The sequence below is a fragment of the Actinosynnema sp. CA-299493 genome (assembly GCF_050946825.1).
Classification (GTDB): domain Bacteria; phylum Actinomycetota; class Actinomycetes; order Mycobacteriales; family Pseudonocardiaceae; genus Actinosynnema.
This window is the reverse complement of sequence record NZ_CP191993.1, coordinates 7,708,041-7,734,728: the sequence shown is the minus strand read 5'-3', so window position 1 is coordinate 7,734,728 and position 26,688 is coordinate 7,708,041. Positions and strand designations below refer to the sequence as shown.

The window sequence follows — 26,688 nt, the reverse complement described above, 5'->3', positions numbered from 1 at the left end:
GGGCGACCGGCACAATGTCGCCCATGGTGAGCGTCATCGGTGCAGGCGCGGGTCTGGGCGAGGTCAGCCCGACGCGCGAGGAGTTCCGCGAGCTCGCCGCCCAGCGGCGGGTCATCCCGGTGGTGCGGCGGCTGCTGGCGGACGCGGAGACGCCCGTCGGGCTGTACCGCAAGCTCGCGGCGGACCGTCCGGGCACGTTCCTGTTCGAGTCGGCCGAGAACGGCCGCTCCTGGTCGCGCTGGTCGTTCGTCGGCGCGCGCAGCGCGGGCGCGTTGACCGCGACCGGCGGCGAGGCGTTCTGGCTCGGACCGCACCCGGTCGGCCTGCCCGAGGGCGGCGACCCGCTGGTGGCGCTGCGCGAGACCATCGAGGTGCTGCGCACCGACCCGCTGCCCGGCCTGCCGCCGTTGACCGGCGGGATGGTCGGCTACATCGGCTACGACGCCGTGCGGCGGCTGGAGCGGCTGCCGTCGTTGGCCGAGGACGACCTCCAGGTGCCGGAGCTGGTGATGCTGCTGGCCACCGACCTGGCCGCGCTGGACCACCACGAGGGCACCGTCACGCTCATCGCGAACGCCATCAACTGGGACGACTCGCCCGAACGCGTGGACGCGGCGTACGACGACGCGGTGACCAGGCTCGACGCGATGACGCAGGACCTCCAGAGCCCCGCGCCGCCCACGGTCGCGGTGTTCGCCCGGCCCAAGCCGGAGTTCGTGCGCCGCCGCTCGCAGCAGGAGCACTACGCGGTCGTGGAGAAGGCCAAGGAGGCCATCCGGGCCGGTGAGGCGTTCCAGGTCGTGCTGTCGCAGCGGTTCGAGATGCGCACCACCGCCGACCCGCTCGACATCTACCGCGTGCTGCGCACGTCCAACCCCAGCCCGTACATGTACCTGCTGCGGCTGGAGGACTTCGACATCGTCGGGTGCAGCCCCGAGTCGTTGGTGACCGTGCGCGACGGCAAGGCCACCACTCACCCGATCGCGGGCACCCGGTGGAGGGGCGTCGACGACGAGGAAGACGCCCTGCTGGAGAAGGACCTGCTGGCCGACCACAAGGAACGCGCCGAGCACCTGATGCTGGTCGACCTGGGCCGCAACGACCTGGGCCGGGTGTGCAAGCCGGGTTCGGTGACCGTGGTCGACTTCTTCAAGGTCGAGCGGTACAGCCACGTCATGCACATCGTGTCCACGGTCAGCGGCGAGCTCGCCGAGGGCCGCACGGCGTTCGACGCGGTCGCGGCGTGCTTCCCGGCGGGCACCCTGTCCGGCGCGCCCAAGCCGCGCGCGATGGAGCTGATCGAGGAGCTGGAGCCCACCCGGCGCGGCCTGTACGGCGGCGTCGTCGGCTACCTGGACTTCGCGGGCGACGCGGACACCGCGATCGCCATCCGCACCGCCCTGGTGCGCGACGGCGTGGCGTACGTGCAGGCGGGCGGCGGCATCGTGGCCGACTCCGACCCGGTCGCCGAGGACAACGAGTGCCTGAACAAGGCGGGCGCGGTGCTCTCGGCGATCGCGACCGCGCAGACCATGGCCCCGGCGGTGGACCCGGCCCGTGTCTGAGGAGCCCGGCGCCCGGCCCGGCAGGCGTCCACTGTGGATCGTGGTGGCGCTGCTGCTGCTCGGCGCGCTCGCGTTGTGGGGCGCTTCGGCCATGTCCTGGGACGCTTCGGCGGACCGAAGCGGCGGCGACGTCGTGCCCGCGCTGACCCCGTTGGCGCTGCTGTTCCTGGCCGCGATCGCCGCCGTGGTCGCGTTGAGCGGCTGGGCGCGGCGCGTGCTCGGCGTCGTGGTCCTGCCGGCGGGCGTGGCGGCGGCGTTCCAGGCAGTGGACGCCGACGGCCCCGTGACCGGCCGGGGTCTCGTGCTGCTGGGCGCGGCGCTCGCGGTCGCGGCGGGCGTGCTGCTCGTCGTGCGCGGTTCGGCCATGCCACGCCTGGGTGGCGGCTACCAGACGCCCGGCGCGGCCAAGCGGACCGCCGATCCCGAGCGGGAGCTGTGGAACGCCCTGGAGCGCGGCGACGATCCCACGGACCGGGACTGACCCCGTGCCGACGGCGGACCGACCCGCCGGCACCGCACGTTTGCGCACGTCGGCTGGCAAGGGCGCTGGTCAACTGCGCCGACGCGGCCACCCCGGTGGCCGGACGGGGTGCGCTGCGGGGTTAGCATCCTCGTGGCGGGAAGGGGAGCATGACGTGCGGGAGCTTGCGACTGAACCGGAAGGTCTGACGGACTCGAGCGAGGTGCGCGGATGACCGTGCTCGAGTCGATCATCGAAGGCGTCCGCGAGGACCTCGCCGAGCGCGAGGCGGCACTGCCCTTCGACGTGCTCAGGGAGAAGGCGACCAAGGTGCCGCCGCCGCAGGACGTGATGTCGATCCTGCGCGGACCGGGCGTCGGCGTCATCGCCGAGGTCAAGCGGCGCAGCCCGTCCAAGGGGCAGCTGGCCGACATCCCGGAGCCCGCGGAGCTCGCCGCGCAGTACGAGCTGGGCGGCGCGCGGGCGATCAGCGTGCTGACCGAGGGCCGTCGGTTCGGCGGGTCGCTGGAGGACTTCGACGCGGTGCGCGCGGCGGTGGGCGTCCCCCTGTTGCGCAAGGACTTCATCGTCAGCCCGTACCAGGTGCACGAGGCGCGCCTGCACGGCGCCGACCTGGTGCTGCTGATCGTGGCGGCGCTGGAGCAGAACGCGCTGGTGTCCCTGCTCGACCGGGTGGAGTCGCTCGGCATGACGGCCCTGGTCGAGGTGCACACGGCCGAGGAGGCCGACCGCGCGCTGGAGGCGGGCGCGAGCGTCATCGGCGTGAACGCGCGCAACCTGCACACCCTGGACGTGGACAAGGACGTGTTCGGGCGGATCGCGCCCGGCCTGCCCTTCGACACCATCAAGATCGCCGAGTCCGGCGTGTCCGGGCCGGGCGACCTGATGGCGTACGCGGGCGCGGGCGCCGACGCGGTGCTGGTCGGCGAGAGCCTGGTGACCAGCGGTGACCCCAAGGTCGCGGTGAACAAGCTGGTGACGGCGGGATCGCATCCCGCCTGTCCCCGGCCGAGTCGATAGGAGAGCGCATGTCGCGCGGCGGCCAGTTCGCTCCGACACCCCACGACCCGGACGAGCGGGGCCACTTCGGGCCGTGGGGCGGCCGGTTCATGCCGGAAGCGCTCATCGCCGCGGTGGACGAGCTCGCCGCGTTCTACGAGAAGGCGCGGGTCGACCCCGAGTTCCTGGACGAGTTCGCCCGGCTGCTGCGCGACTTCGCCGGACGCCCGTCGCTGCTCACGGAGGCGCCGAAGTTCGCCGCCCACGCGGGCGGCGCACGGGTGTTCCTCAAGCGCGAGGACCTCAACCACACCGGCTCCCACAAGATCAACAACGTGCTCGGCCAGGCGTTGCTGACCAAGCGGATGGGCAAGAAGCGGGTCATCGCCGAGACCGGTGCGGGACAGCACGGCGTGGCCACGGCCACCGCCTGCGCCCTGATGGGCCTGGACTGCGTCGTCTACATGGGCGAGGTCGACACCGAGCGGCAGGCCCTCAACGTGGCCCGGATGCGGCTGCTCGGCGCGAAGGTCGTCCCGGTGAAGACCGGCTCGCGCACGTTGAAGGACGCCATCAACGAGGCGCTGCGCGACTGGGTCGCCAACGTCGACGACACGCACTACCTGCTCGGCACCGCCGCCGGGCCCCACCCGTTCCCGGTGCTCGTGCGCGACTTCCACCGGATCATCGGCATCGAGGCGCGCGAGCAGGTACTGGAGAAGGCGGGCCGGCTGCCCGACGTGGTGGCCGCGTGCGTCGGCGGCGGGTCGAACGCCATCGGCATCTTCCACGGCTTCATCGACGACCCGTCCGTGCGGCTGGTCGGCCTGGAGCCCGGCGGCGACGGCATCGACACCGACCGGCACGGCGCGACGTTGACCGCGGGCACGCCCGGGTCGCTGCACGGCGCCATGTCGTACGTGCTGCAGGACTCCGACGGGCAGATCACCGAGGCGCACTCCATCTCGGCCGGTCTCGACTACCCCGGCGTCGGCCCCGAGCACGCGTTCCTGAAGGACAGCGGACGGGCCGAGTACCGGCCGGTGACCGACGCCCAGGCGATGGAGGCGTTCGCGCTGCTGTCGCGGGAGGAGGGCATCATCCCGGCGGTCGAGTCGGCGCACGCCCTGGCCGGCGCGCTGGTGCTGGGCCGTGAACTGGGACCGGACGGGCTGATCCTGGTCAACCTCTCCGGGCGCGGTGACAAGGACATGGACACCGCGATCAAGTGGTTCGGGCTGGGGGTGGAGTCGTGAGCAGGCTTGATCCGATTTTCTCGGCTTGTCGGGCGGAGTCGCGGGCGGCCCTGATCGGGTACCTGCCCGCCGGGTACCCCACGCTCGATGACTCGAAGGACGTGCTGCGGACGATGGTGTCGTCCGGGTGCGACCTGGTGGAGGTCGGCCTGCCGTTCTCCGACCCGGTGATGGACGGCGTGACCATCCAGCGCGCGGCCGAGCAGGCGTTGCGCGGCGGGTTCCGGGTGCGCGACCTGTTCGGCGTGGTCGAGTCGGTGGCGGCGGCCGGCGGGAGCGCGGTCGTGATGACGTACTGGAACCCGGTGCTGGCCTACGGGGTGGACCGGTTCGCGCGTGACCTGGCGGCGGCCGGCGGGCTGGGCGTGATCACGCCCGACCTCGTGCCGGACGAGGCCGCTTCGTGGATCGAGGCCACCGACGCGCACGACCTGGACCGGATCTTCCTGGTCGCGCCGTCCTCGACGGAGGAGCGGATCTCGCTGACGGCCCGGTCGTCGCGCGGCTTCCTGTACGCGACCTCCGTCATGGGCGTCACGGGCGCGCGCGACGTGGTGTCGTCGGCCGCTCCGGCGCTGGTCAAGCGGGTGCGCGAGCACACGGACATGCCGATCGGCGTCGGGCTGGGCGTGCGGAACGGCGCCCAGGCGGCGGAGCTGGCGGCGTTCGCGGACGGCGTCATCGTGGGCTCGGCGTTCGTGTCGGCCGTGCAGGACGGGACGGTCGAAGCGCTGACGGTCGACCTGGCCACCGGGGTGCGCCAAGCGGCGGCGGCCGTCTAGCACGCACGTTCGAGTGAACTAGTCCGTTCGGCGGCGTCCGGGTGCCGAAATTGTCGGTGCCCGTCGGCATCCTGGGCTCGTGATCAAGCCCATCCCCGACCCGGTGTGCCGCACCGGCGTGCGTCGGGTGCCCCCGGAGGTGATGTCGCACGGCTCTGCCGGCGGACCGCGAATCGACACTGGCCGACTACGAGTACCGCCACCCCCTGCCGGCCCACGACGGGCCCTGGACGCCGGACGACGTCATGGCGCTGCCGGAGGACTCGTCGCAGCGGGTCGAACTCGTCGACGGGTCGCTGATCACGAGCCCGATCGGCGACGTTCGCCACCAGCGGCTCGCGACGCGCATCACGGGGGTCCTGCACGCCGCCCGTCCTCCTGGCCTGGAGGCGATCGCCGGGCTCGACCTCGAGATCTCCGGCACCCGGATGCTCATCCCGGACTTCACCGTCAACGTGGCAGGCGAAGAGGGCTTGCTGCTGCCGGTGGCGGACCTGGTGGTGGCGGGAGAAGCGCTCTCACCCGGCAACAGGGTCGACGACCTGGTGCTGAAGCGGAAGCTCTACGCCGAGGCCGGCATCCCGTTCTACCTGGTCGTGGACCCGAAGGAGGCCGAGGTCACCGCGACGATGTTCGAACTGGAAGCGGGGGAGTACGTCGAATCCGCGCGCAGCGAGGGCGGCGTGCTGAAGCTCGAACGACCCTTCCCGGTAACAATCGAGCTGTCACGGTAGGACGAACGGCCGCACCCACTACGGTGGTGGCCGTGGTGACGACTTACCTCGCGACGATCCCCAGCCCCGACCAGGGCGTGTGGCAACTGGGACCGATCCCGATCCGCGCCTACGCGCTGTGCATCATCCTCGGCATCATCCTGGCCATCTGGTGGGGTGAGCGCCGCTGGGTCGCCCGGGGCGGCCTGAAGGGCGAGGTCACCGACATCGCCGTCTTCGCGGTGCCGTTCGGCCTGATCGGCGGCCGGCTCTACCACGTGGCGACGGACTACCACAAGTACTTCGGAGAGGGTCGCAACCCGCTCGACGCCCTGGCCATCTGGAACGGCGGCCTCGGCATCTGGGGCGCCATCGCGCTCGGTGGCGTCGGCGCGTGGATCGCGTGCCGCCGCAAGGGCATCCCGCTGCCCGCGATGGCGGACGCGCTCGCGCCCGGCATCGTCACCGCGCAGGCCATCGGCCGCCTCGGCAACTACTTCAACCAGGAGCTCTACGGCGGTCCCACCACGCTGCCGTGGGGTCTGGAGATCTACGAGCGGGTCAACCTCGACACCGGCTTCAAGGACGACCTCGCCGGCGTGGCGCTGGACCACACGCCGATCGAGATCGTGCACCCGACGTTCCTCTACGAACTGCTGTGGAACCTCGGCGTCGCGCTGCTCATCGTCTGGGCGGACCGGAAGTTCCGGCTCGGCCACGGCCGCGTGTTCGCGCTGTACGTCGCGGGCTACACGGCCGGCCGGTTCTGGATCGAGCTGATGCGCACCGACCCGGCCACCGAGGTGTTCGGGCTGCGGATCAACGTCATCACCTCCGTCGTGGTGTTCCTCGGCGCGGTCGTCTACTTCCTGCTCGCCGCGAAGAGGGGCGACCGCGAGGTCATCGTGCGCGAAGATCCCGCCGCCGACCCGGCCGAGGCCGGCCACGCGGGCAAGAGCGGCGCCAAGCCGGCGAGTTCGTCCACGAAGACCGACGTCGACGAGCCGTCGGAGGACGCCGAGCAGGCGACCGTCCCCGACACGGCGTCCGCACCGGACACGGCGTCCGCACCCGACACGCCCGCGGACACCGGCGACAAGTCGAACCAGTAGTCCACCGTGCGCATCCTCGTCGTCGAAGATGACGACCGGGTGGCGCGCGGGCTGCTCACCGCGCTCCGGCACGCGGGCTACGAAGTGCACCGGGTGGGCACGGCCGCCGCGGCGCTCACCGCACCGCCGGCGGACGTCGTGCTGCTCGACCTCGGCCTGCCCGACGGCGACGGCCTCGACGTGCTGCGCGAACTCCGCCACCGCACCGGCACCGCGATCATCACGGTCACCGCGCGCGGCGAGGAGCGGGAACGGGTGCTGGGCCTGCGGCTCGGCGCGGACGACTACGTGGTGAAGCCGTTCGGCACCGCCGAGCTGCTGGCCCGCATCGAAGCCGTCCTCCGCCGCACCCGCGCCGCCCGTGCCGCCGCGCGCGAGCACGAGATCACCCTCGGCCCGCTCACCCTGGACCCCGCCGGCCGCGAGGCGCGGGTCAACGGCGAACCGGTGCCGCTGACCCGCAAGGAGTTCGACCTGCTCGCCCTGCTGGTCGGCCGGGCGGGCACCGTCGTCAGCCGCGACCTGATCGTGGACCAGGTGTGGCAGGCGCACTGGGAGGCGCCGTCACGCACCCTGGACACCCACATCGCCGCCCTGCGCGGCAAGCTCGGCCACGCCCTGCGCATCGAGACGATCCGGGGTGTGGGCTACCGGGTGGCAGCCCACACCTGACCGCTGGTCACCACACGTGGGCGACGTCCACCACGACCCGACCGGGCAGCGTGAACACCCGGAACGGCAGCAGGGCGCGCACGCCCAGCCCGACCGTCGTCTGCCCCTCGAACGACCCGGCCCACGCGACCTGCCGGAACGTCTGGTAGCCGGTGACGTCCACCAGCTCGGACCCGTTCGGGTAGGTGTAGGTGGGGTTGCCGCCCTGGTCGTACGACGGCGAGTTCACCGTGATCTGCAACTTGCCGCCGCCGCGCAACGGCACCGGCTTGCCCGACCCCTCGTGGGTCACCTCGGACACGTACTGCACCGTGTAGCCGTCGTTCTCGCCGCCGGTGAAGTCGAACACCAGCCGGTCGTAGCACTCCTGCTGACCGGCCCGGATGTTCGTCAGCAGCCCGGTCGTGGTCTGCGACGCGTACTTGGGCCCCGAACCCCAGCCGACCGGCGTGCAGGCCGTGGGCGCCGCGGCGGCGGTCATCGGCGCGACCACCGCGAACGCCGTCAATGCCGCGAGGACTAACGCAACCTTGCGTAGCATGCTCATTTCCCCCTTCGCCCGGGCCGGAACAGCCCGTAGTCGACATGACGCACGTCACCCACGGGAGGTTGCCTCCGCGTGCTGCGCCGCCTGCTGGTCCTCATCGTGCCGCTGCTGGTCGCCTTGGTCGCGGCCCTCGGCGTGCCGCTCGCGTTCGCCGTCGTGCAGCGCGAGAGCCAGGAGACCTACCTCGACCGCCTGGGTGACGCGAGCCGGTTCGCGTCGCTGGCCGAGAACGCCCTGGCGTCGGACCGCCTGACCGCGTTGCGCGAGGAACTGGTCCGCTACGACCAGCTCTACGGCATCTCGGCCGCCCTCGTCGGCACCGACGGCACGGTGCTGGAATCGTCACGCCGCCCATCACCTCAGCGCACGCCCCCCGACCTAACCCACCCCACCCCTAACCCACCCCCGCCGCCCTCGAACCACCACCACCATCGCCCACCCGAACGCCCACCCGAACCACCATCGCCACCCGAACCGCCAGCTCCAACCGCCCTCTGCGGAACCGGACCGCCAGCCCAAGCCGCTGGCCTGACCCGCGCGGAAGTTCGCGCGCTGCGCTGGGTGGTCCGGGAGCGCCTGTACCGACCCGAGTGGGCCTACTGATCGCCCGATCTGCCCGATCTGTTGGGCGCGCCCAAGCGCATGAGCCCCCGGGCCTGCATCGACGGCTGTCGCGTCCGAGCCGCCGCGCCCGCCGCCCACGCCCGCAGCCGCCCTGCCTGCGTGCGTGCCCGCGCTAACCGCGCCTACGCCCGCGTGCGTACGACCACCGTGCCCGAGTGCCCGCGCCAACCGCGCTCGTGTCCGACCGCCATGCGCGTCCGGCCGCAGTGCCCGCGCGCAGCCTGCCCCGAGCCCCGCAGCCTGACCGAGCCGCCGTGTCCCCGCTGTCCGCTGCCGTTCGGGCCCAGCCGCGCTTGGGCCGCGGGTGCGCCGACTGCCTGGGCCTGCCTGGTGGCTGGCCCGCTGACGGCTGGCCCGCTGACGGCTGGCCCGCTGACGGCTGACCCTCTGCCCTCTGGTCTGGTGGTGCGCGATCCGCCTGGCCTGGTCGCGATGGCGCTCGCCGTGGTGCCGCCTCCTCCTATCCCGGCAACGTCAATGGTGTGTGGAAAGTTTCTCCATTGACGGCTGGTTCCCTCGATCGAGTGACCGAGAAACGCAGGTGGGGCGGTCGGGTCAGGATACTGGCCGGTCAGCGCTTTGTCGCGCGGAACCAGCGTTCGGCGCCCTTGTGCAGGGGGACCTGGCCCGTGGCGATCCCGGTCCGCACGTTGATCCGACTGGCCTCCGAGTGGCCCGCGGCGATCCGGGCCGATTGCGTGAACACCGTCCGCGTCACCACCTCGACCACGTCCTCGTCCAACGACGTCCGCGCCAGCAGCAGATTCGGCACGGCGAACGTGTGGCACGGCCCCAGGTCGCCGTAGGTCGTGGCCGGGATGGTGGCCGGCACGTAGGGCCCCGGGTAGGCCTCGGCCAGGCGCTCCGCCTCGGCGGGCAGGTCGAGCAGGCGCAGCGGGAACGCGTCGAGGGTGTCGGCGATCGCGGGGGTGGGGATGCCGGTCAGGGCGAGGAACGCGTCCAGCGAGCCGGCCGCCAGCTCCTCGGCCGCGTCGGCGTGGGCCATCCGGCGCGCGTCGACCTCGATCCCCAGCAACGACAACAGCCTGCTCGCGGTGAACTCGGTGCCCGACTCCGACGGGCCGAACGAGACCGTCCTCCCGGCCAGGTCCGACAAGGTCCGCAGCGGCGAGTCGGCGGGCACGGCGACCTGCATGAAGCTGTCGTAGAGCCGACCCACGGCGCTGATCCCACCCGGGTCCTCCGCGCTGAGCAGCGCCCCCGACACCAGCGGATCCAAAGAGGACAGTCCAAGGTGGACCTGACCCTCGCCGAGCAGCCGCACGTTCTCCACCGACGCGCCGGTGTGCCGCTCCACCACCCTGGTCGCGGGCAGCTCGTCGGCCAGCGCCGCCGCCAGCGCGCCGCCGATCTCGCGGAACACCGCGCCGTCCGGCCCGGTCGCGAGGACCAGCTCACCGAGCGCGGGCGGGTCGGTCGACGTGCAGGCCGACAGCCCCGCCGGCCCGACCGCCACCAGGACGGCTCGCAGCACCGAACGCCGGGACACCCGCACGAACAGCAGACTAACCCCGCACCACCGGGTGAACGGGGTGTTACGTCAGAGGGATCTGAAGTTTCCGGCGCGCTCCTTGTCCCGGCCGCCCGCTGTGCTCAGGATCACGAACCAACTCCCAATGGTCCCCCTTGGAGGACACGTGGTCAGCGCGCAAGCACGTGAGAGCAAACCGATCTACAAGCACCTCTACTTCTGGGTGCTGGTGTCGATCGTGCTCGGCGTGGTCGTCGGGTACGCCTTCCCGGCGCAGGCGTCGGGCATGAAGTGGCTGGCCGACTTCTTCATCGCGCTGGTCAAGGTCGTCATCGCGCCGACGATCTTCTGCACTGTCGTGGTGGGCATCGCGGGACTGGGCAACCTCGCCAAGGCGGGCGGCCTGGCGCTGCGGACCATCCTGTACTTCACCGCGATGACGACGGTGGCGCTGGCGATCGGCCTGATCGTGGTGAACCTGGTCCAGCCGGGCCACCACGGCGCGACCATCCCGATCAACGACGACGCGGCCGAGAAGACGCTCGCCGACGCCAAGACCGCCGAGACCGGCGTCACCGGGTTCATCCTGGGCCTGGTGCCGAAGTCGTTCCTGGGCGCGTTCACCGACGGCCAGCTGATCCAGGTGCTGGTGGTCGCGATCCTGGTCGCGGTGGCCGTGGCGGGCATGGGCAAGCGCGGCGAGAAGGTCGTGTCCGCGCTGGACACCACGGCGAAGGTGATGTTCGGCGTCATCAAGATCGTCATGTACGCGGCGCCGATCGGCGCGTTCGGCGGCATCGCCTACACCATCGGCAAGTTCGGCGGCTCGATCCTGGGCAAGCTGGCGTGGCTGATGGGCTCGTTCTACGCGACGTGCCTGCTGTTCGTCCTGGTGGTGCTGGGCGGCGTGGCGCTGTACGCCGGGTTCTCGATCTTCAAGTTCCTCCGGTACATCAAGGACGAGCTGCTGATCGTGCTCGGCACGTCGTCGTCGGAGACGGTGCTGCCGCGCATGTTGGTGAAGCTGGAGGCGGCGGGCGCGGACAAGTCGGTGGTGGGCCTCACGATCCCGACCGGCTACTCGTTCAACCTGGACGGCACGTGCATCTACCTGACCATGGGCGCGATCTTCATCGCCCAGGCGACGGGCACGGACGTGGGCCTGGGCACGCAGATCGGGCTGCTGCTGTTCATGCTGCTGGCCAGCAAGGGCGCGGCGGGCGTGACGGGCGCCGGCCTGGTCACGTTGGCGGCGTCGCTGAGCGCGTTCGAGGGCAACAGCGCGATCCCGGCGGTCGGCATCGCGCTGATCGTGGGCATCGACCGGTTCATGTCCGAGGCGCGGGCGATCACGAACGTCATCGGCAACGGCGTCGGCACCCTCGTGGTGGCGCGGTGGCAGGGCCAGTTGGACCGCGACCGGCTGCGCGAGGTGCTGGACAACCCGGGGCAGGTCGACGTGGACGCCCTGCTGGACCGGCAGCACGGTGACGGAGACGTCACGGAGCGTGAGTCAATGGCTGCCGTCACCCGCTGAGACGGGCACATGAGCCCCCGGTCGTCGCCCGCGAGGCGGCGGCACGGGGGCTCACCTGCGGGTTCGTTCGGAATGCCGGCGTGGAGCACCGTGTCGGCTGGCTCTCACCAGTGCGCGCGACGGCCGGCCCTCCGTTATGCTTAACAACGCGTAACAAGCCGGCCGGGGTATCGCTCGACCCGGTCGAATCGTTACCGGTCGCCGATCGAGATCACCCGAAGGATGGTGTGGATCCGTTTCGCGACTGTTAAAGTCTCGTCAACACGCGGGCCATCGTCGTCCCGTGCCCAGCACCCGGATTCCAGGACCTGGACACGAGGACTCGTTCTTTCACCAAGGACGACGAAGGAGGTCTGCGCAGTGATCTTCTCCGCCATCCCGTCCCCGCGGGGGCTCTACGACCCCGCCGCGGAACGTGACGCTTGCGGTGTGGCGATGGTCGCCGACATCCGAGGCCGGCGCTCGCACGACATCGTCGTCGACGCGCTCACCGCGCTGGCCAACCTGGAGCACCGTGGCGCCGCCGGCGCCGAGCCGACCAGCGGCGACGGCGCCGGGATCCTCGTGCAGCTGCCGGACGCGTTCCTCCGGCAGGTGCTGGACTTCGAGCTGCCGGAGGCGGGCGCGTACGCGGCCGGCATCGCCTTCCTGCCCGCCGACGAGGAGTCGCGCGAGAAGGCCGTCGAGCTGACCGAGCGGATCGCCACCGAAGAGGGCCTGGTGGTGCTGGGCTGGCGCGACGTCCCCACCGCGCCCGAGCACGCCGGCGTGGGCCCGACCGCCCGGTCGGTGATGCCGCACTTCGCGATGCTGCTCGTCAAGGGCGAGGCCGACCGGCGCGACGTCGCCCTGGACCGCCTCACGTTCGCCCTGCGCAAGCGGGTGGAGCACGAGAGCGCGGCGGCGGACGTCGGCACGTACTTCCCGTCGCTGTCGTCCCGGACGATCGTCTACAAGGGCATGCTGACCACGGGTCAGCTGCCCGCGTTCTTCCCCGACCTGCGCGACGAGCGGCTCGCCAGCGCGATCGCCCTGGTCCACTCCCGCTTCTCCACCAACACGTTCCCGTCGTGGCCGCTGGCGCACCCGTTCCGGTACGTCGCCCACAACGGTGAGATCAACACGGTGCGCGGCAACCGGAACCGGATGCGGGCCCGCGAGGCGCTGCTGGCCTCCGACCTGATCCCGGGCGACCTGACCAGGCTGTTCCCGATCTGCCACCCGGACGGTTCGGACTCGGCGAGCTTCGACGAGGTGCTGGAGCTGCTGCACCTGGGCGGCCGGAGCCTGCCGCACGCGGTGCTGATGATGATCCCCGAGGCGTGGGAGAACCACACCTCGATGGACCCGAAGCGCCGCGCGTTCTACGAGTTCCACGCGAGCCTGATGGAGCCGTGGGACGGCCCGGCGTGCGTGACGTTCACCGACGGCTCGCTGGTCGGCGCGGTGCTCGACCGCAACGGCCTGCGCCCGGCCCGCTGGTGGCAGACCGCCGACGGCCGCGTGGTGCTGGCCTCGGAGACCGGCGTGCTGGACGTGCCCGCCGACCAGGTCGTCGCCAAGGGCCGGTTGCAGCCGGGCAAGATGTTCCTGGTCGACACGGTCGAGGGTCGCCTGGTCGAGGACGACGAGGTCAAGGCGAAGCTGGCCGAGGAGCTGCCCTACGACGAGTGGCTGCACGCGGGCCTGCTGGAGCTGGCCGACCTGTCCGACCGCGAGCACGTGGTGCAGAGCCACGAGTCCGTGGTGCGCCGGCAGCTCACGTTCGGCTACACCGAGGAAGAGCTGCGGATCCTGCTCGCCCCGATGTCCACCAACGGGGCCGAGCCGCTCGGCTCGATGGGCACCGACACCCCGGTGGCGGCGCTGTCGCAGCGCTCCCGGCTGCTCTACGACTACTTCGTGCAGAACTTCGCCCAGGTCACCAACCCGCCGCTGGACGCGATCCGCGAGGAGATCGTCACCAGCGTGTCGCGGGTCATGGGCCCGGAGCAGAACCTGCTGGAGCCCGGCCCGGTCAGCTGCCGGCACATCAAGCTGACCTACCCGGTGATCGACAACGACGAGCTGGCCAAGCTCATCCACATCAACGACGACGGCGACCTGCCCGGCTTCGCCTGCACCGTCCTGTCCGGACTGTACGAAGTGGACGGCGGCGGGGCGGCGCTGGCGGCGGCGGTCGAGCGGGTCCGCCGCGAGGCGTCCGAGGCCATCGCGAACGGCGCCCGCACGCTGGTGCTGTCCGACCGCGACTCCGACCACCGGATGGCGCCGATCCCGTCGCTGCTGCTCGTCTCCGCGGTGCACCACCACCTGGTGCGCACCAAGGAGCGGCTGCGCGTGGCGCTGGTCGTGGAGACCGGTGACGCCCGCGAGGTGCACCACATCGCCGCGCTGCTGAGCTACGGCGCCGCCGCGGTGAACCCGTACCTGGCGTTCGAGACGATCGAAGACATGATCAGCACCGGCGCGGTGACCGGCATCGAGCCGCGCAAGGCCGTGCGGAACTACGTGACGGCGCTGGTCAAGGGCACCCTGAAGATCATGTCGAAGATGGGCATCTCGACCGTCGGCGCGTACACGGCGGCGCAGGTGTTCGAGGCCGTCGGCCTGTCCCACGAGCTGCTGGGCGAGTACTTCACCGGCACGGTGTCGAAGCTCGGCGGCGCGGGCCTGGACGTGCTGGCGGAGGAGGTGGCGCTGCGCCACCGCCGCGCGCACCCCGACAACCCGACCGACCGGGTGCACCGCCGGCTGGAGGTGGGCGGCGAGTATGCCTACCGCCGCGAGGGCGAGCTCCACCTGTTCACGCCGGAGACGGTGTTCCTGCTCCAGCACGCCACCAAGACCGGCAAGCGGGACGTGTACCAGCGCTACACCGAGGAGGTGGAGCGCCTGGCCCGGCAGGGCGGCACGCTGCGCGGCCTGTTCTCGTTCGCCGCCGAGGGCCGCACCCCGGTCCCGATCGACGAGGTCGAGCCGGTCTCCTCGATCGTCAAGCGGTTCAACACCGGCGCCATGTCCTACGGGTCGATCTCGGCCGAGGCGCACGAGACGCTGGCCATCGCGATGAACCGGCTCGGCGGCCGGTCCAACAGCGGCGAGGGCGGCGAGGACCCGGAGCGCCTGTACGACCCGGAGCGGCGCAGCGCGGTCAAGCAGGTCGCGTCCGGCCGGTTCGGCGTCACCAGCGAGTACCTGGTCAACGCCAGCGACATCCAGATCAAGATGGCGCAGGGCGCGAAGCCCGGCGAGGGCGGCCAGCTGCCCGGCTACAAGGTGTACCCGTGGATCGCGCGCACCCGGCACTCCACGCCGGGCGTCGGCCTGATCTCGCCGCCGCCGCACCACGACATCTACTCGATCGAAGACCTCGCGCAGCTGATCCACGACCTGAAGAACGCCAACGAGCAGGCCCGCGTGCACGTGAAGCTGGTCAGCGAGGTCGGCGTCGGCACGGTCGCGGCCGGCGTGGCGAAGGCGCACGCGGACGTGGTGCTGATCTCCGGCCACGACGGCGGCACCGGCGCGTCGCCGCTGAACTCGCTCAAGCACGCGGGCACGCCGTGGGAGATCGGCCTCGCCGAGACCCAGCAGACGTTGCTGCTCAACGGTTTGCGCGACCGGATCACCGTGCAGGTCGACGGCGCGATGCGCACCGGCCGCGACGTGGTGGTGGCCGCGCTGCTCGGCGCGGAGGAGTTCGGCTTCGCGACCGCGCCGCTGATCGTCGAGGGCTGCGTGATGATGCGGGTCTGCCACCTGGACACCTGTCCGGTCGGCATCGCCACGCAGAACCCCGAGCTGCGCAAGCGCTTCACCGGTCAGGTCGACCACGTGGTGAACTTCTTCCACTTCATCGCCGAAGAGGTCCGGGAACTGCTGGCGTCACTCGGTTTCCGCACGATCGACGAGGCCGTGGGCCACGCCGAGCTGCTCAAGACCGACGAGGCGATCGAGCACTGGAAGGCGTCGGGCCTGGACCTGACGCCGGTGTTCGAGGTGCCCGAGACGCCCTACCGCACGGCCAAGCGCAAGGTCCGCGAGCAGGACCACGGCCTGGCGCAGGCGTTGGACCGCACGCTGCTCCAGCTCGCCGACGCGGCGCTGAACGACGCCCGCCCGGTGCGGCTGGAACTGCCGCTGCGCAACGTCAACCGCACCGCGGGCACGCTGCTCGGCGCGGAGGTCACCCGCCGGTTCGGCGGCGACGGCCTGCCCGACGACACGATCCACGTGACGTTCACCGGGTCGGCCGGCCAGTCGCTCGGCGCGTTCATCCCGCGCGGCATCACGCTGGAGATGATCGGCGACGCCAACGACTACGTCGGCAAGGGCCTGTCCGGTGGCCGGATCGTCGTGCGACCGCACCCCGACGCGCCGTTCGCGGCCGAGCAGCAGGTCATCGCGGGCAACGTGATCGGCTACGGCGCCACGTCCGGTGAGATCTTCCTGCGCGGACGGGTCGGCGAGCGGTTCTGCGTGCGCAACTCGGGCGCGCTGGCGGTGGCCGAGGGCGTCGGCGACCACGCGTTCGAGTACATGACCGGTGGCCGGGCAGTGGTGCTCGGGCCGACCGGCCGCAACCTCGCCGCGGGCATGTCCGGCGGCATCGCGTACGTGCTGGAACTCGACCCGGCCGCGGTCAACACCGCGATGGTCGAGCTCCAGCGGCCCGGTGCGGAAGACCTGCGCTGGCTGCGCGAAGTGGTGGAGCGCCACCACCAGCTCACCGGTTCGGCGGTGGCCGCGTCGCTGCTCGGCGACTGGCCCCGGCGTTCCGCGTCCTTCACCAAGGTCATGCCCGGTGACTACCAGCGCGTGCTCGAAGCGATGAGGCTCGCCCGCGCGGAAGGCAGGGACGTCGACCAGGCGATCATGGAGGCCTCCCGTGGCTGACCCGTACGGTTTCCTCAAGCACTCCCGCGCCGAGGCGAAGAAGCGGCCCGCCGCGGACCGGCTGTCCGACTGGGACGAGGTGTACCTCGACGTCCCCGCCGAGCAGCGCGACGCGGAGGTGCGCACGCAGGCCACGCGGTGCATGGACTGCGGCATCCCGTTCTGCCACTCGGGGTCGGCCGGGTGCCCGCTGGGCAACCTGATCCCCGAGTGGAACGACCTGGTGCGCCGGGGCGACTGGGAGTCCGCGTCGGACCGGCTGCACGCGACGAACAACTTCCCCGAGTTCACCGGCCGGTTGTGCCCCGCGCCGTGCGAGGCGGCGTGCGTGCTGTCGATCAGCCACGACGCGGGCGGCGCGGTCGCGATCAAGCGGGTCGAGCAGGCCATCGCGGACGTGTCGTGGGACCAAGGGCTCGTGCGGCCGTCGCAGTCGCAGGTGTCGTCGGGCCGCCGGGTGGCGGTCGTCGGCTCCGGCCCGGCGGGGCTGGCGGCGGCGCAGCAGCTCACGAGGGCGGGCCACGAGGTCACCGTGTTCGAGCGGGACGACCGGCTCGGCGGGCTGCTCCGCTACGGCATCCCCGAGTTCAAGATGGAGAAGAAGGTCCTCGACCGGCGGCTCGCGCAGCTGCGCAAGGAGGGCACGAAGTTCGTCACCGGCTGCGAGGTCGGCGTCGACCTGACCGTCGAGGAGCTGCGGTCGAAGTTCGACGCCGTGGTGCTCGCGGTGGGCGCGCTGCGCGGCCGTGACGACACCACGACGCCCGGCCGCTCGTTGCGGGGCGTGCACCTGGCCATGGAGCACCTGGTGCCCGCCAACCGCGCGTGCGAGGGCGACGGTCCGCCCGCGATCGACGCGGCGGGCAAGCACGTCGTGATCATCGGCGGTGGCGACACCGGGGCCGACTGCTACGGCACGGCGTCCCGCCAGGGCGCGGCTTCCGTGCTGCAGCTCGACCAGTACCCGATGCCACCGTCCACTCGCGACAACGACCGCTCGCCGTGGCCGGTGTGGCCGTGGATCCTGCGCACGTACCCCGCGCACGAGGAGGCGGGCGAGCGGAAGTTCGCGGTCGCGGTGGAGAAGTTCGTCGGCGACGCCGACGGGCACGTGCGCCAGATCCAGCTGCGCAAGGTGCGGGTGGAGAAGGACGCCTCCGGCCGCCGCCAGGTCGTGCCGACGTCCGAGGAGGTCGAGGTGCTGCCGGCGGACCTGGTGCTGCTGGCCATCGGCTTCGAGGGCGTCGAGCACATGCCGTTGCTGGACGGGCTCGGCATCCGGCTCACCTCGCGCGGCACGATCTCGTGCGGCTCGGACTGGCAGACCCAGTCGCCCGGCGTGTTCGTCTGCGGCGACGCGCACCGGGGCGCTTCGCTGGTCGTGTGGGCGATCGCGGAGGGCCGCTCGGTGGCCAACGCGGTGGACCGCTACCTGACCGGCTCGTCCGACCTGCCGTCCCCGGTGATCCCCAACATGCTGCCGCTCGCCGTGGTGTAACCCCTCAGACCGCTGCTCGCTGGTTGCCCGGCCGCCCCGACAACGACGTCGGGGCGGCCTTTTCGCTTCCCCACCGGCCCGACCGCCCGCGGTCAGACGCCGGTCACCGCGCGCACCGAGCGGATGCGGCTGACCAGGAACTCGCGGTGCTCGCCGCGGGGCGCGCAGTTGGCCTTCAGGTTGCCCGCCGCGTGGTCCACCGGCGTGATCACGTGCTTCACCGTGCTGCGGGGACCGTTCGCCACCGCGATCTCCACCGACGTGTGGCTCACCAGCGCGTCCGCCAGCACCTCCACCTCGGAATCGCGCAGCACCAGCGACTGGTCGCGCAGCAGCCGCACCGTGCCCACCCGCTGCGACTCCACCGGCGGCAGGACGAACTTCGGCCGGGGCCGCTCCCGCTCCACCAGCGCCGCCGCCAGCTTCGTCACCTCGTGCCCGGTCAGCGGCGCACGCCACCCGCCCGTCGCCGCACGAGCCGGCGGCGGTGGCTCGACCCGGCGCCGCGGCACCCGTTCCAGCACCGCCGTGCCGTCCACCGCGGCCGTCGTGGGCGCGTAACCGACCGCCCGCAGCAACGCCAGCGTCTCCGTGGCGGGCTTCGCCGAGGCCAGCACCGTCGGTCCCAGCGGCTGCAACGACAGCTGCGCCAACGACCGGTGCGCGGCGATCTCGCGCAACAGCACCGGGTCCTCGGTCCGCACGCAGCACGCGACCGGCGTCACCGTGATCCGCCCGTGCTGCCGCGCCACCTCGCGCACCAGGTGCGCCAACGTCGGCGGCACGCCGTGCTCGGCCACCGACGCCAACCGGGCCAGCAGCGCGTCCGGCTCGTGCCCCGCGTCCAGCGCCCGCCGCACGCTCGCCCCGCTGAACCGCCACCCACCCTCCGTGCCGTCCGCCGCCAGGTCCAGCACCGCGCTCAGCTCGCGCGACGGCAACCCGGCCACCACGGCGGTCAGGTCCGGCCGCAGGTGCGCGGTCGACGCGTCGGGCGGCACGAACCGGCCCGCCACCTCGTCCACCCCGCCCGCCAGCACCGCGCGGCCCAGCGCGGTCGCCGCGCCCAGCGCCACCAACCCCACCGACTCGGCCTCCACCAACGCCGCCTCCGTCGCCGCGCGGGCGTGCACGGCGGGCCGCGACCACACCAGATCGGCCACCACCTCGTGCCGGTGCTCGAACGCCTCGTCCTCGTCCAGCAGCGCGTACCGCTCCAGCAGGCCGCGCCGGGTCCGGTCGCCCGAGTCCGCCGGGGACGGTTCCGCCGACGCGGGCCGCTGCTTGCCGGGCGTCCACGTCAGCCGCGGCCACGCCTGGGCCAGCGCGGTCAGCCGCACCGGGGGTGACGCGGCCCGCCACGGGTCCGCGCCGACCGTCGGCACCAGCCTGCCGTCGTCCACCGCGAGCAACCGCGCCTCGACGGCCAGCCCCACCCACAACCGCGTCCGGCCCTCGTCCGCGCGCAGCACGCCCGCGAGCCGCCGCAGCTCCCGCAGCCCCATCACCGCGCGGCACGCCACCTGCTCGACGTCGCACAGGTCGACCAGCCGCGTCACGCCGTCCACAGTGGACGTGGCGGGCGTGATCGCGGCCCGGTCCGCGAAACCCCGGTTCTGCGGCGTGCGGCGGGGGGTGCGCGGCGCGGGCGTGATGCGGTGCGGCGGTTCCTCCTCCAGCGGTCGCAACCCCGGCGAACACACCAACCGCCCGTCCGCCGGCCAGACCAGCGCCCTCGCGCGCAACTGGCCCAACGCCCGCTTCAACTCCGCCCGCGGCGCCTTCCCGGTGCAGCGCAACCGTTCCGCCAGCGCTTCCACACCGGCCTCGTCGCCCAGCCGGACCACGGTGTCGAGGACGTCCCGGCACGCCTGGTCGAGCCCGTCGACCGCCGCCCGCAACGACGACGCCGACGTCAACTCGTCCGCCAGCGCCCGCAGCGAGTGGGGCCTGCGGTCGGCCGCGTCCTTGCGCAGCGCCAAGATGTCCCGGATCTCCACCGCGTCGAGCTCGCGCAGCCATCCGGCCAGCGCCGTTTTCCTACCCACCCGGCCGATTATGCACAGAACGTGACGGCTCGGTGATGCGGTGCGATAGAGCGTTCGAATGAGCCACGAATGGACGAACGTAAGCTGTGCGCCGTGGAATTCACCGGGTTCGGCGAACACGCCATCGACTTCTACGACGGACTCGTCGCCGACAACTCCAAGGCCTACTGGGACGACCACAAGCACGTCTACCAGCGCGATGTGCGTGCGCCCATGGAGACCTTGCTCGCCGTGCTCGAACCCGAGTTCGGCCCGGGAAAGGTCTTCCGGCCCTATCGGGACGTGCGGTTCAGCAAGGACAAGACGCCGTACAAAGACCACTGCGGCGGGGTGGTGGAACTCGGCCGCGGCGGCGGCGCGCACTACGTGCAGCTCGGGACCGAAGGGCTGTTCGTGGCCGGTGGGTCGTTCGCCATGGCGTCCGACCAGCTCGCCCGCTACCGCGAGTCGGTCGCCGACGACGTGCGCGGTCGTGCGCTGGAGAAGCTGCTCGCGAAGCTCGCCGAGTCCGGCTGGGAGCTGCGCGGGGACAAGCTCAAGCGCGCACCGCGCGGCGCGGACTTGGCGCACCCCCGGATCGAGCTGCTCAAGCACAAGCGCGTCTACGTGGCGAAGGTGTGGCCGCCGGACGACGTGCTGCACGAGCCGGGCTGCCTGGACCGGGTCCGCGAGGCGTGGCGGCAGGTCACGCCGTTCGTCGACTGGTGCGCCGACCACATCGGCCTGACCGAGGTCGGCTTCCGCCGCTGACAGCTGCCCGGTGCTCCCGCCGCCGACCGGCCCACCTGCGGCGCTCGCGCCCTCGACGGCCGCGCCACCGACAGCGGGCACGACCCGGCGCCCGGCGCTGGTGTCCTACCTCACACTCACGCACCGCCCACCGCTTCCCGGTGACGGCTGCGCAGGCGTCACCCGCCAGGGGACCCCTGTTCTCATTCTCCCAGAGGGGTACGACGTTTTCGGGCCACCGACCGTGCGACCAAGGCCCCGAAGCCCACGCCGGCGACGTCCACAAGGGCGTCCAGCACGTCGCCGCCGCGGTTCAGCGCGGTGATGAGCCACTGCAACGCTTCCGAGACCGCGGCGTAACCCAAGAGGACGATGACGAGTGGTCCGGACGGCAGCCGCGCGTACCTCCCCGTGCCCATGAGCAGGGCGAACAGCACGAAGTGCACCACCTTGTCGGTGCCCGGGGGAGCGGTGGGCACACCTGACGCGGGGGTGAACAGCACGATGACGCTGAGCGACACGGCGACCACGAACGGAAGGATTCTGGGGCCCACGGTGCAGATTCTGCCTGTTTCGCGGAGATTACTTCCCGGTACATCCTGATCGGTCCAGTGACAGGGACTACTCTGACTAGACGTGAGTCGACGCGCGAAGATCGTCTGTACGATGGGTCCTGCCACCGCGACCGAGGACAAGGTCAACGAGCTGGTGGCGGCCGGTATGGACGTTGCCCGGATGAACTTCAGCCACGGCAGCCATGCCGACCACAAGCAGGTCTACGACCTCGTCCGCAACGCGGCCGAGGCGTCGGGCCGCGCGGTCGGCATCCTGGCCGACCTCCAGGGACCGAAGATCCGCCTCGGTCGGTTCGCCCACGGCCCCGTCGAGTGGCGCACCGGTGACATCGTCCGGGTGACCGTCGAGGACGTCGAGGGCACCCACGACCGGGTCTCCACCACCTACAAGCAGCTCGCGCAGGACGCCAAGGCCGGCGACCGCCTGCTGGTGGACGACGGCAAGGTGGGCCTGACCGTCACCGAGATCGACGGGCCGGACGTGGTCTGCGAGGTCACCGAGGGCGGCCCCGTCAGCAACAACAAGGGCCTCTCGCTGCCCGGCATGGACGTGTCCGTGCCCGCGATGTCCGAGAAGGACATCGAGGACCTGGAGTTCGCCCTCAACCTGGGCGTGGACTTCATCGCCCTGTCGTTCGTGCGCTCGCCCGCGGACATCGACCTGGTCCACCAGGTCATGGACCGCGTGGGCCACGGCCGCAAGCCGGTGATCGCCAAGATCGAGAAGCCGGAGGCGGTCGACAACCTCGAAGCGATCGTGCTCGCCTTCGACGGCGTCATGGTCGCCCGCGGCGACCTGGGCGTCGAGCTGCCGCTGGAGCACGTGCCGCTGGTGCAGAAGCGGGCCATCCAGATCGCCCGCGAGAACGCCAAGCCGGTCATCGTGGCCACCCAGATGCTCGACTCGATGATCACGAACTCCCGACCGACCCGCGCCGAGACCTCGGACGTCGCGAACGCCGTGCTCGACGGCGCCGACGCGCTGATGCTGTCCGGCGAGACGTCGGTCGGCCGCTACGCCATCGAGTCGGTCCAGACCATGAGCCGCATCATCGTGGCCGTCGAGACCGAGTCGACCGTGGTCCCGCCGCTGACGCACGTCCCGCGCACCAAGCGCGGCGTGATCTCGTACGCGGCGCGCGACATCGGCGAGCGGCTGAACGCGAAGGCGCTGGTCGCCTTCACCCAGTCCGGTGACACCGTGCGGCGGCTCGCCCGCCTGCACACCCCGCTGCCGCTGCTGGCGTTCACGCCGGAGCCCAGCGTGCGCAGTCAGCTTTCTCTCACCTGGGGCACCGAGACGTTCATCGTGCCTAAGGTGGACTCGACGGACGAGATGGTCCGCCAGGTGGACCTGTCGATGATCGACATCGGCCGGTACCAGCCGGGCGACCTCGTCGTGGTCGTGGCAGGCTCGCCGCCTGGCACCATCGGCTCGACGAACCTCATCCGGGTGCACCGCCTGGGGGAGGACGACCACGCTTAGGAGATGACGTGACCGAGGCTGCCCGTGCCGCGGCGACCGCCGAGTTCTCGGACGTTCCACTGGACGCCGACGGCGTGCCCCACGGGCAGCCCGTGCTCGACCGGCTCGTCGCGCTGCTCGACCTGGAGCGCGTCGAGGAGAACATCTTCCGCGGCGTGTCACCAGCCGAGTCGCCCGTCCGGGTGTTCGGCGGGCAGGTCGCCGGCCAGGCCCTGGTAGCCGCCGGCCGCACCGTGCCGCGCGAGCGCCGGGTGCACTCGCTGCACTCGTACTTCATCCGCGGCGGCGACCCGAGCGTGCCGATCGTGTACGAGGTGGACCGCGTCCGCGATGGACGGTCCTTCACCACCCGCCGCGTGGTCGCCGTGCAGCACGGCAAGGCGATCTTCACGCTGTCGGCGTCGTTCCAGCTGGACGAGCCGGGCCTGGACCACCAGGAGCCGATGCCCGCCGTGCCGCCGCCGTCCTCGCTGCCCACGTACGCCGAGTCGGCGGCCGGGTACCTGGAGAAGGTGGGCATGGCGCGCCTGCCGAGGCCGATCGACATCCGGTACGTGACCGAGCCGCCGTGGCGGGCGCGGGAGGACGGGCCGGGCGAGGCGCGCAGCCAGGTGTGGATGAGGGCGGACGGCACGTTGCCGGACGACGACCTGCTGCACGTGTGCGTGCTGGCGTACGCCTCCGACATGACGCTGCTCGACTCGGTGCTGGTCCGCCACGGCGTGTACTGGGGCACCGACAAGGTCCTGGGCGCGAGCCTGGACCACGCCATGTGGTTCCACCGCCGGTTCCGGGCGGACGAGTGGTTCCTCTACGACTGCGCCTCGCCTTCCGCGTCGGGGGCGCGCGGGCTGGCCACGGGCCGCTTCTACAGCCACGACGGCCAACTGGTCGCTACCGTGGTGCAGGAGGGCCTGCTCCGGGTCCTGTGATCGATCGGCAACGCCGCGCGATCGATGGAGCAGGAGCTGGTCGAAGGAGTCTTGCCGGTGGCGCCGAGGCCGGTGCCGAAGCACCGAGTGGCGATGGCGAACCTCCGGAGCTGCCTCAAAGAGCAACTGCCCGCAGGGCCTCCCACAGCGCTCGCACGTGGTGCTCGCGAGTCGCCTCCGCGCCGATCGCCACGCGGACGGCGAAGCGGCCGTTGACGGTGGTGTGGGTGATGAACGCGTCGCCCGAGGCGTTGACGCGGTCCATCGCCGCGCGGGTCGCGTCGTCGCCGGCGCGGTGGGCGAGGGTGAGCAGGGAGAGGGAGCGGGGGACGACGAGTTCCCAGTCGTCGGACGCCTCGACCCACGACTCGAGCAGGGCCGCCAGCTCCACGTGGCCGCGCAGGTGGTCGCGGATGCCCTCCAGGCCGTACCAGCGCAGCACCGACCACAGCTTCAGCGCCCGGAACCGGCGGCCCAGGGGGATCTGCCAGTCGCGGTAGTCCACGACGGCGCCCGACTCGGTCGCCGTGTTCCGCAGGTACTCCGGCAGGATCGTGAGGGCGTCGACCAGCACGTCCGGGTGGGCGGTCCAGAACAGGGACACGTCGAACGCGGTCAGCATCCACTTGTGCGCGTTCGCGGTGAACGAGTCGGCGCGCTCGACGCCGTCGAACAAGTCGCGGAACTCACGGCACAGCGCCGCCGGACCGGCCCACGCCGCGTCCACGTGCAGCCAGATCCCGTGCTCGGCGCACACCGCGGCGATCTCCCGCACCGGGTCGACCGCGCCGGTGCCCGTGGTGCCGACGGTGGCGCACACCAGCACCGGCCGCCGGCCCGCCGCCACGTCGGACCGGATCCGCGACGCCAGGTCGTCCACGCGCATGGCCAACCGGGCGTCGACCTCGACCGCCCGCACGGCCTGCTCGCCCAGCCCCGCCAGCCGCGCCGCCCGTTCGAGCGACGAGTGCGTCTGCGACGACACGTACACCGTCTCGGTCCCGTCCACGCCGGACCGCCGCCACTGCCCGCCCGACGACCGGTGCAGCGCGGCGAGCACCGCGACCAGCGCCGCGGACGACGCGGTGTCCTGGATGACCCCACCGCCGACGAACGACGACGGCAGGCCCAGCGCGCCCACCAACTCGTCCATCAGGTGCTGCTCGACCTCGGTCGCGGCGGGGGAGGTGGACCACAACATGCCCTGCACGCCCATGCCCGACGACAGCAGGTCGCCGAGCACGGACGGCAGCGAGGCGTTCGACGGGAAGTAGGCGAAGAACCCCGGGTGCTGCCAGTGCGTCGTCCCCGGCAGCACGACCCGGTCCAGGTCCGCGAGCAGCCCGTCGAAGCCCTCGCCCCGCTCGGGCAGCCCGGCCAACTGCCCGCGCACCCAGCCGGGCTCGACCGGTGACCTGACCGGGAAGTCCTCGACGCGCGAGCGGTAGTCGGCGATCCAGTCGACCACCTCGTGGCCGACCCGGCGGAACTCGTCGGGGTCCATGGCCGGAAATCTATACGCGCCGCCTGCGGTGGGTGGGGCGCTGGTCGTCCGGCGGCGTCAGGGCCCGCGTCTCGACCCGCTCCAGCACCACCGAGCTGGTCAGGTTCCGCACCTCCGCGCGCGAGGCGATCTTGTCCATCAGGAACGCCTGGAGGTGCGTGCTGTCGGCGACCGCGATGTGCACCAGGAAGTCCGCCTGGCCGCTGACGTGGAACAACGAGCGCGTCTCCGGCTGCGCCATCACGAACCGCCGGAACGCCGCCACCACCGGCCTGGTGTGCGGGCGCACGTTGACCGAGACGACGGCCTCCAGCGGCAGGCCGGTGGTCCGCGGGTCGACCACGGCGTGGAACCCGGTGATCACGCCGAGGTCGCGCAACCGGCGCACGCGCTGAAGGCAGGTGGACGGCGCGATGCCGACCGCCTCGGCCAGGCTCCGGTTCGGCAGCGTCGCGTCGTTCTGCAACGCCTCCAGGATCAGCCAGTCGACCGAATCCAGTTCGGCTGTGCCGCTCACAACCGAACACTGTAACCATCAGGTGGAATACAGCAGAACGGATCGCCCAGGATGCGGCCGTGCACATCGCCTGGACCTCGTTCCTGCTCGCCCTCGTCGTCATCACCGTCGTGCCCGGCCCGGACTTCGTGCTGGTCACCGGCAACGCCGTGCGCGGCGTGCGGCACGGCGCGCTGACGGCGGCGGGCGTGGTGACCGGCCTGCTGGTGCACGCCCTGCTGGCCACGGTGGGGCTGTCCGCGCTGGTCGCGGCGGCGCCGGCGGCGTTGCTGGCGGTCAAGGCGGTGGGCGCGCTGTACCTGGCCTACCTGGGCGTGACCACGCTGCGGGCGGCCCGGCGCGGTGGGCCGATCAGGCGGGCGCCGAAGTCGGACCGGTCGCTGTTCCTGCGCGGCGTGCTGTGCGACCTGCTCAACCCGAAGGTGATGCTGACGTTCCTCAGCCTCGTGCCGCAGGCCATGGACCCGGCGGCGCCGCCGCTGCCGCAGGCCGCGCTCCTCTCGGCGGTCGCGGTGGGCGTGTTCGCGTGCTTCTGGGCCGTGGTGGTGCCGTTGGCGGGCCGGCTGGCGGCGCTGCTGTCGCGGCCGAGGGTGCGGCCGGTGTTCGAGCGGCTGTGCGGCACGGCGCTGATCGGCATGGCGGCTTCGGTGCTCGCCGCCTGATTCTCGTTATCGTGACGCGGCCGAGGAGTCTCCGGTGGGTAAGCCCGACTCGGCCGAG

Annotated in this window: 22 protein-coding genes; 16 read left to right on the top strand and 6 right to left on the bottom strand. The window is 72.0% G+C overall.

The window, feature by feature from the left end; translation table 11 throughout:
• Nucleotides 1-23: 23 nt before the first annotated feature.
• The 8 genes from ACQPYE_RS32665 to ACQPYE_RS32630 all read left to right on the top strand — a co-directional run bounded on the left by ACQPYE_RS32665 (nt 24) and on the right by ACQPYE_RS32630 (nt 7,580).
• A complete protein-coding gene (locus ACQPYE_RS32665) occupies nt 24-1,565 on the top strand; it encodes an anthranilate synthase component I (RefSeq protein ID WP_498716946.1) in 1,542 nt (513 codons plus the stop codon).
• Complete coding sequence (locus tag ACQPYE_RS32660; protein ID WP_498716945.1) at nt 1,558-2,046, top strand: Trp biosynthesis-associated membrane protein; 489 nt, start codon at nt 1,558-1,560, stop codon at nt 2,044-2,046. Before ACQPYE_RS32665 ends, ACQPYE_RS32660 begins: the two co-directional genes overlap by 8 nt.
• Nucleotides 2,047-2,256: 210 nt before the next feature.
• Complete coding sequence (gene trpC / locus ACQPYE_RS32655; protein WP_498716944.1) at nt 2,257-3,066, top strand: indole-3-glycerol phosphate synthase TrpC; 810 nt, start codon at nt 2,257-2,259, stop codon at nt 3,064-3,066.
• A gap of 8 nt (nt 3,067-3,074) precedes the next feature.
• On the top strand, nt 3,075-4,301 hold the full coding sequence (gene trpB / locus ACQPYE_RS32650; RefSeq protein WP_498716943.1) for a tryptophan synthase subunit beta: 1,227 nt from the start codon (nt 3,075-3,077) through the stop codon (nt 4,299-4,301).
• Nucleotides 4,298-5,083: a tryptophan synthase subunit alpha gene (gene trpA, locus ACQPYE_RS32645; RefSeq protein ID WP_498716942.1), complete on the top strand. Its 786-nt coding sequence runs from the start codon at nt 4,298-4,300 to the stop codon at nt 5,081-5,083. Before trpB ends, trpA begins: the two co-directional genes overlap by 4 nt.
• A 245-nt stretch (nt 5,084-5,328) precedes the next feature.
• Entirely contained in the window at nt 5,329-5,817 is a 489-nt protein-coding gene (locus ACQPYE_RS32640; protein ID WP_498716941.1) for a Uma2 family endonuclease, read from the top strand.
• Between the two features lie 35 nt (nt 5,818-5,852).
• A complete protein-coding gene (lgt, locus tag ACQPYE_RS32635) occupies nt 5,853-6,908 on the top strand; it encodes a prolipoprotein diacylglyceryl transferase (RefSeq protein WP_498716940.1) in 1,056 nt (351 codons plus the stop codon).
• Between the two features lie 6 nt (nt 6,909-6,914).
• Nucleotides 6,915-7,580, top strand: coding sequence for a response regulator transcription factor (locus ACQPYE_RS32630; RefSeq protein ID WP_498716939.1), 666 nt, complete (start codon nt 6,915-6,917; stop codon nt 7,578-7,580).
• Nucleotides 7,581-7,587: 7 nt separating this feature from the next.
• Here ACQPYE_RS32630 and ACQPYE_RS32625 read toward each other — a convergent pair whose 3' ends face one another.
• The gene (locus ACQPYE_RS32625; protein ID WP_498716938.1) at nt 7,588-8,121 is read right to left on the bottom strand and encodes an AMIN-like domain-containing (lipo)protein; all 534 of its coding nucleotides are present in this window, start codon (nt 8,119-8,121) and stop codon (nt 7,588-7,590) included.
• Nucleotides 8,122-8,199: 78 nt separating this feature from the next.
• Between ACQPYE_RS32625 and ACQPYE_RS32620 the strand changes: the two genes are divergently transcribed.
• A complete protein-coding gene (locus ACQPYE_RS32620) occupies nt 8,200-8,730 on the top strand; it encodes a hypothetical protein (RefSeq protein WP_498716937.1) in 531 nt (176 codons plus the stop codon).
• A 592-nt stretch (nt 8,731-9,322) separates the two neighbouring features.
• Here the strand turns inward: ACQPYE_RS32620 and ACQPYE_RS32615 are convergent.
• Entirely contained in the window at nt 9,323-10,267 is a 945-nt protein-coding gene (locus tag ACQPYE_RS32615; RefSeq protein ID WP_498716936.1) for a TAXI family TRAP transporter solute-binding subunit, read from the bottom strand.
• A 142-nt stretch (nt 10,268-10,409) separates the two neighbouring features.
• Here ACQPYE_RS32615 and dctA point away from each other — a divergent pair, with 142 nt between their 5' ends.
• From dctA to ACQPYE_RS32600, 3 genes are all read left to right on the top strand, one after another.
• Nucleotides 10,410-11,780 carry a C4-dicarboxylate transporter DctA gene (dctA, locus tag ACQPYE_RS32610; protein WP_498716935.1) on the top strand — a complete coding sequence of 457 codons (1,371 nt, stop codon included), beginning with the start codon at nt 10,410-10,412 and terminating at the stop codon, nt 11,778-11,780.
• A gap of 360 nt (nt 11,781-12,140) precedes the next feature.
• Nucleotides 12,141-16,679, top strand: coding sequence for a glutamate synthase large subunit (gene gltB, locus ACQPYE_RS32605; protein WP_498716934.1), 4,539 nt, complete (start codon nt 12,141-12,143; stop codon nt 16,677-16,679).
• Nucleotides 16,672-18,177 (top strand): glutamate synthase subunit beta, encoded by a 1,506-nt coding sequence (locus ACQPYE_RS32600; RefSeq protein ID WP_498716933.1) that lies wholly within the window; start codon nt 16,672-16,674, stop codon nt 18,175-18,177. The genes gltB and ACQPYE_RS32600 overlap by 8 nt, the downstream gene beginning before the upstream one ends.
• A gap of 92 nt (nt 18,178-18,269) precedes the next feature.
• Here the strand turns inward: ACQPYE_RS32600 and ACQPYE_RS32595 are convergent, their stop codons facing one another.
• A complete protein-coding gene (locus ACQPYE_RS32595; protein ID WP_498716932.1) occupies nt 18,270-20,225 on the bottom strand; it encodes a helicase-associated domain-containing protein in 1,956 nt (651 codons plus the stop codon).
• Between the two features lie 93 nt (nt 20,226-20,318).
• Here ACQPYE_RS32595 and ACQPYE_RS32590 point away from each other — a divergent pair, with 93 nt between their 5' ends.
• Entirely contained in the window at nt 20,319-20,975 is a 657-nt protein-coding gene (locus ACQPYE_RS32590; protein WP_498723030.1) for a DUF2461 domain-containing protein, read from the top strand.
• A 182-nt stretch (nt 20,976-21,157) separates the two neighbouring features.
• Here the strand turns inward: ACQPYE_RS32590 and ACQPYE_RS32585 are convergent, their stop codons facing one another.
• Complete coding sequence (locus ACQPYE_RS32585) at nt 21,158-21,508, bottom strand: VanZ family protein (protein ID WP_498716931.1); 351 nt, start codon at nt 21,506-21,508, stop codon at nt 21,158-21,160.
• 82 nt (nt 21,509-21,590) lie between these two features.
• Between ACQPYE_RS32585 and pyk the strand changes: the two genes are divergently transcribed.
• On the top strand, nt 21,591-23,015 hold the full coding sequence (gene pyk / locus ACQPYE_RS32580; RefSeq protein WP_498716930.1) for a pyruvate kinase: 1,425 nt from the start codon (nt 21,591-21,593) through the stop codon (nt 23,013-23,015).
• An 8-nt stretch (nt 23,016-23,023) separates the two neighbouring features.
• Nucleotides 23,024-23,947 carry an acyl-CoA thioesterase II gene (gene tesB / locus ACQPYE_RS32575; RefSeq protein ID WP_498716929.1) on the top strand — a complete coding sequence of 308 codons (924 nt, stop codon included), beginning with the start codon at nt 23,024-23,026 and terminating at the stop codon, nt 23,945-23,947.
• Between the two features lie 115 nt (nt 23,948-24,062).
• Here the strand turns inward: tesB and ACQPYE_RS32570 are convergent, their stop codons facing one another.
• Complete coding sequence (locus ACQPYE_RS32570) at nt 24,063-25,451, bottom strand: pyridoxal phosphate-dependent decarboxylase family protein (protein WP_498716928.1); 1,389 nt, start codon at nt 25,449-25,451, stop codon at nt 24,063-24,065.
• Nucleotides 25,452-25,461: 10 nt separating this feature from the next.
• On the bottom strand, nt 25,462-25,968 hold the full coding sequence (locus tag ACQPYE_RS32565) for an Lrp/AsnC family transcriptional regulator (RefSeq protein WP_498716927.1): 507 nt from the start codon (nt 25,966-25,968) through the stop codon (nt 25,462-25,464).
• Nucleotides 25,969-26,027: 59 nt separating this feature from the next.
• Between ACQPYE_RS32565 and ACQPYE_RS32560 the strand changes: the two genes are divergently transcribed.
• Nucleotides 26,028-26,630 (top strand): LysE family translocator, encoded by a 603-nt coding sequence (locus tag ACQPYE_RS32560; RefSeq protein WP_498716926.1) that lies wholly within the window; start codon nt 26,028-26,030, stop codon nt 26,628-26,630.
• The last annotated feature ends 58 nt before the right edge of the window (nt 26,631-26,688 follow it).

Excerpts from the sequence above, each read along its gene's own strand:
- ACQPYE_RS32665 (WP_498716946.1), top strand. The coding sequence starts at position 24 with ATGGTGAGCGTCATCGGTGCAGGCGCGGGTCTGGGCGAGGTCAGCCCG.
- trpC (WP_498716944.1), top strand. The coding sequence starts at position 2,257 with ATGACCGTGCTCGAGTCGATCATCGAAGGCGTCCGCGAGGACCTCGCC.
- trpB (WP_498716943.1), top strand. The coding sequence starts at position 3,075 with ATGTCGCGCGGCGGCCAGTTCGCTCCGACACCCCACGACCCGGACGAG.
- ACQPYE_RS32640 (WP_498716941.1), top strand. The coding sequence starts at position 5,329 with ATGGCGCTGCCGGAGGACTCGTCGCAGCGGGTCGAACTCGTCGACGGG.
- ACQPYE_RS32625 (WP_498716938.1), bottom strand. The coding sequence starts at position 8,121 with ATGCTACGCAAGGTTGCGTTAGTCCTCGCGGCATTGACGGCGTTCGCG.
- ACQPYE_RS32570 (WP_498716928.1), bottom strand. The coding sequence starts at position 25,451 with ATGGACCCCGACGAGTTCCGCCGGGTCGGCCACGAGGTGGTCGACTGG.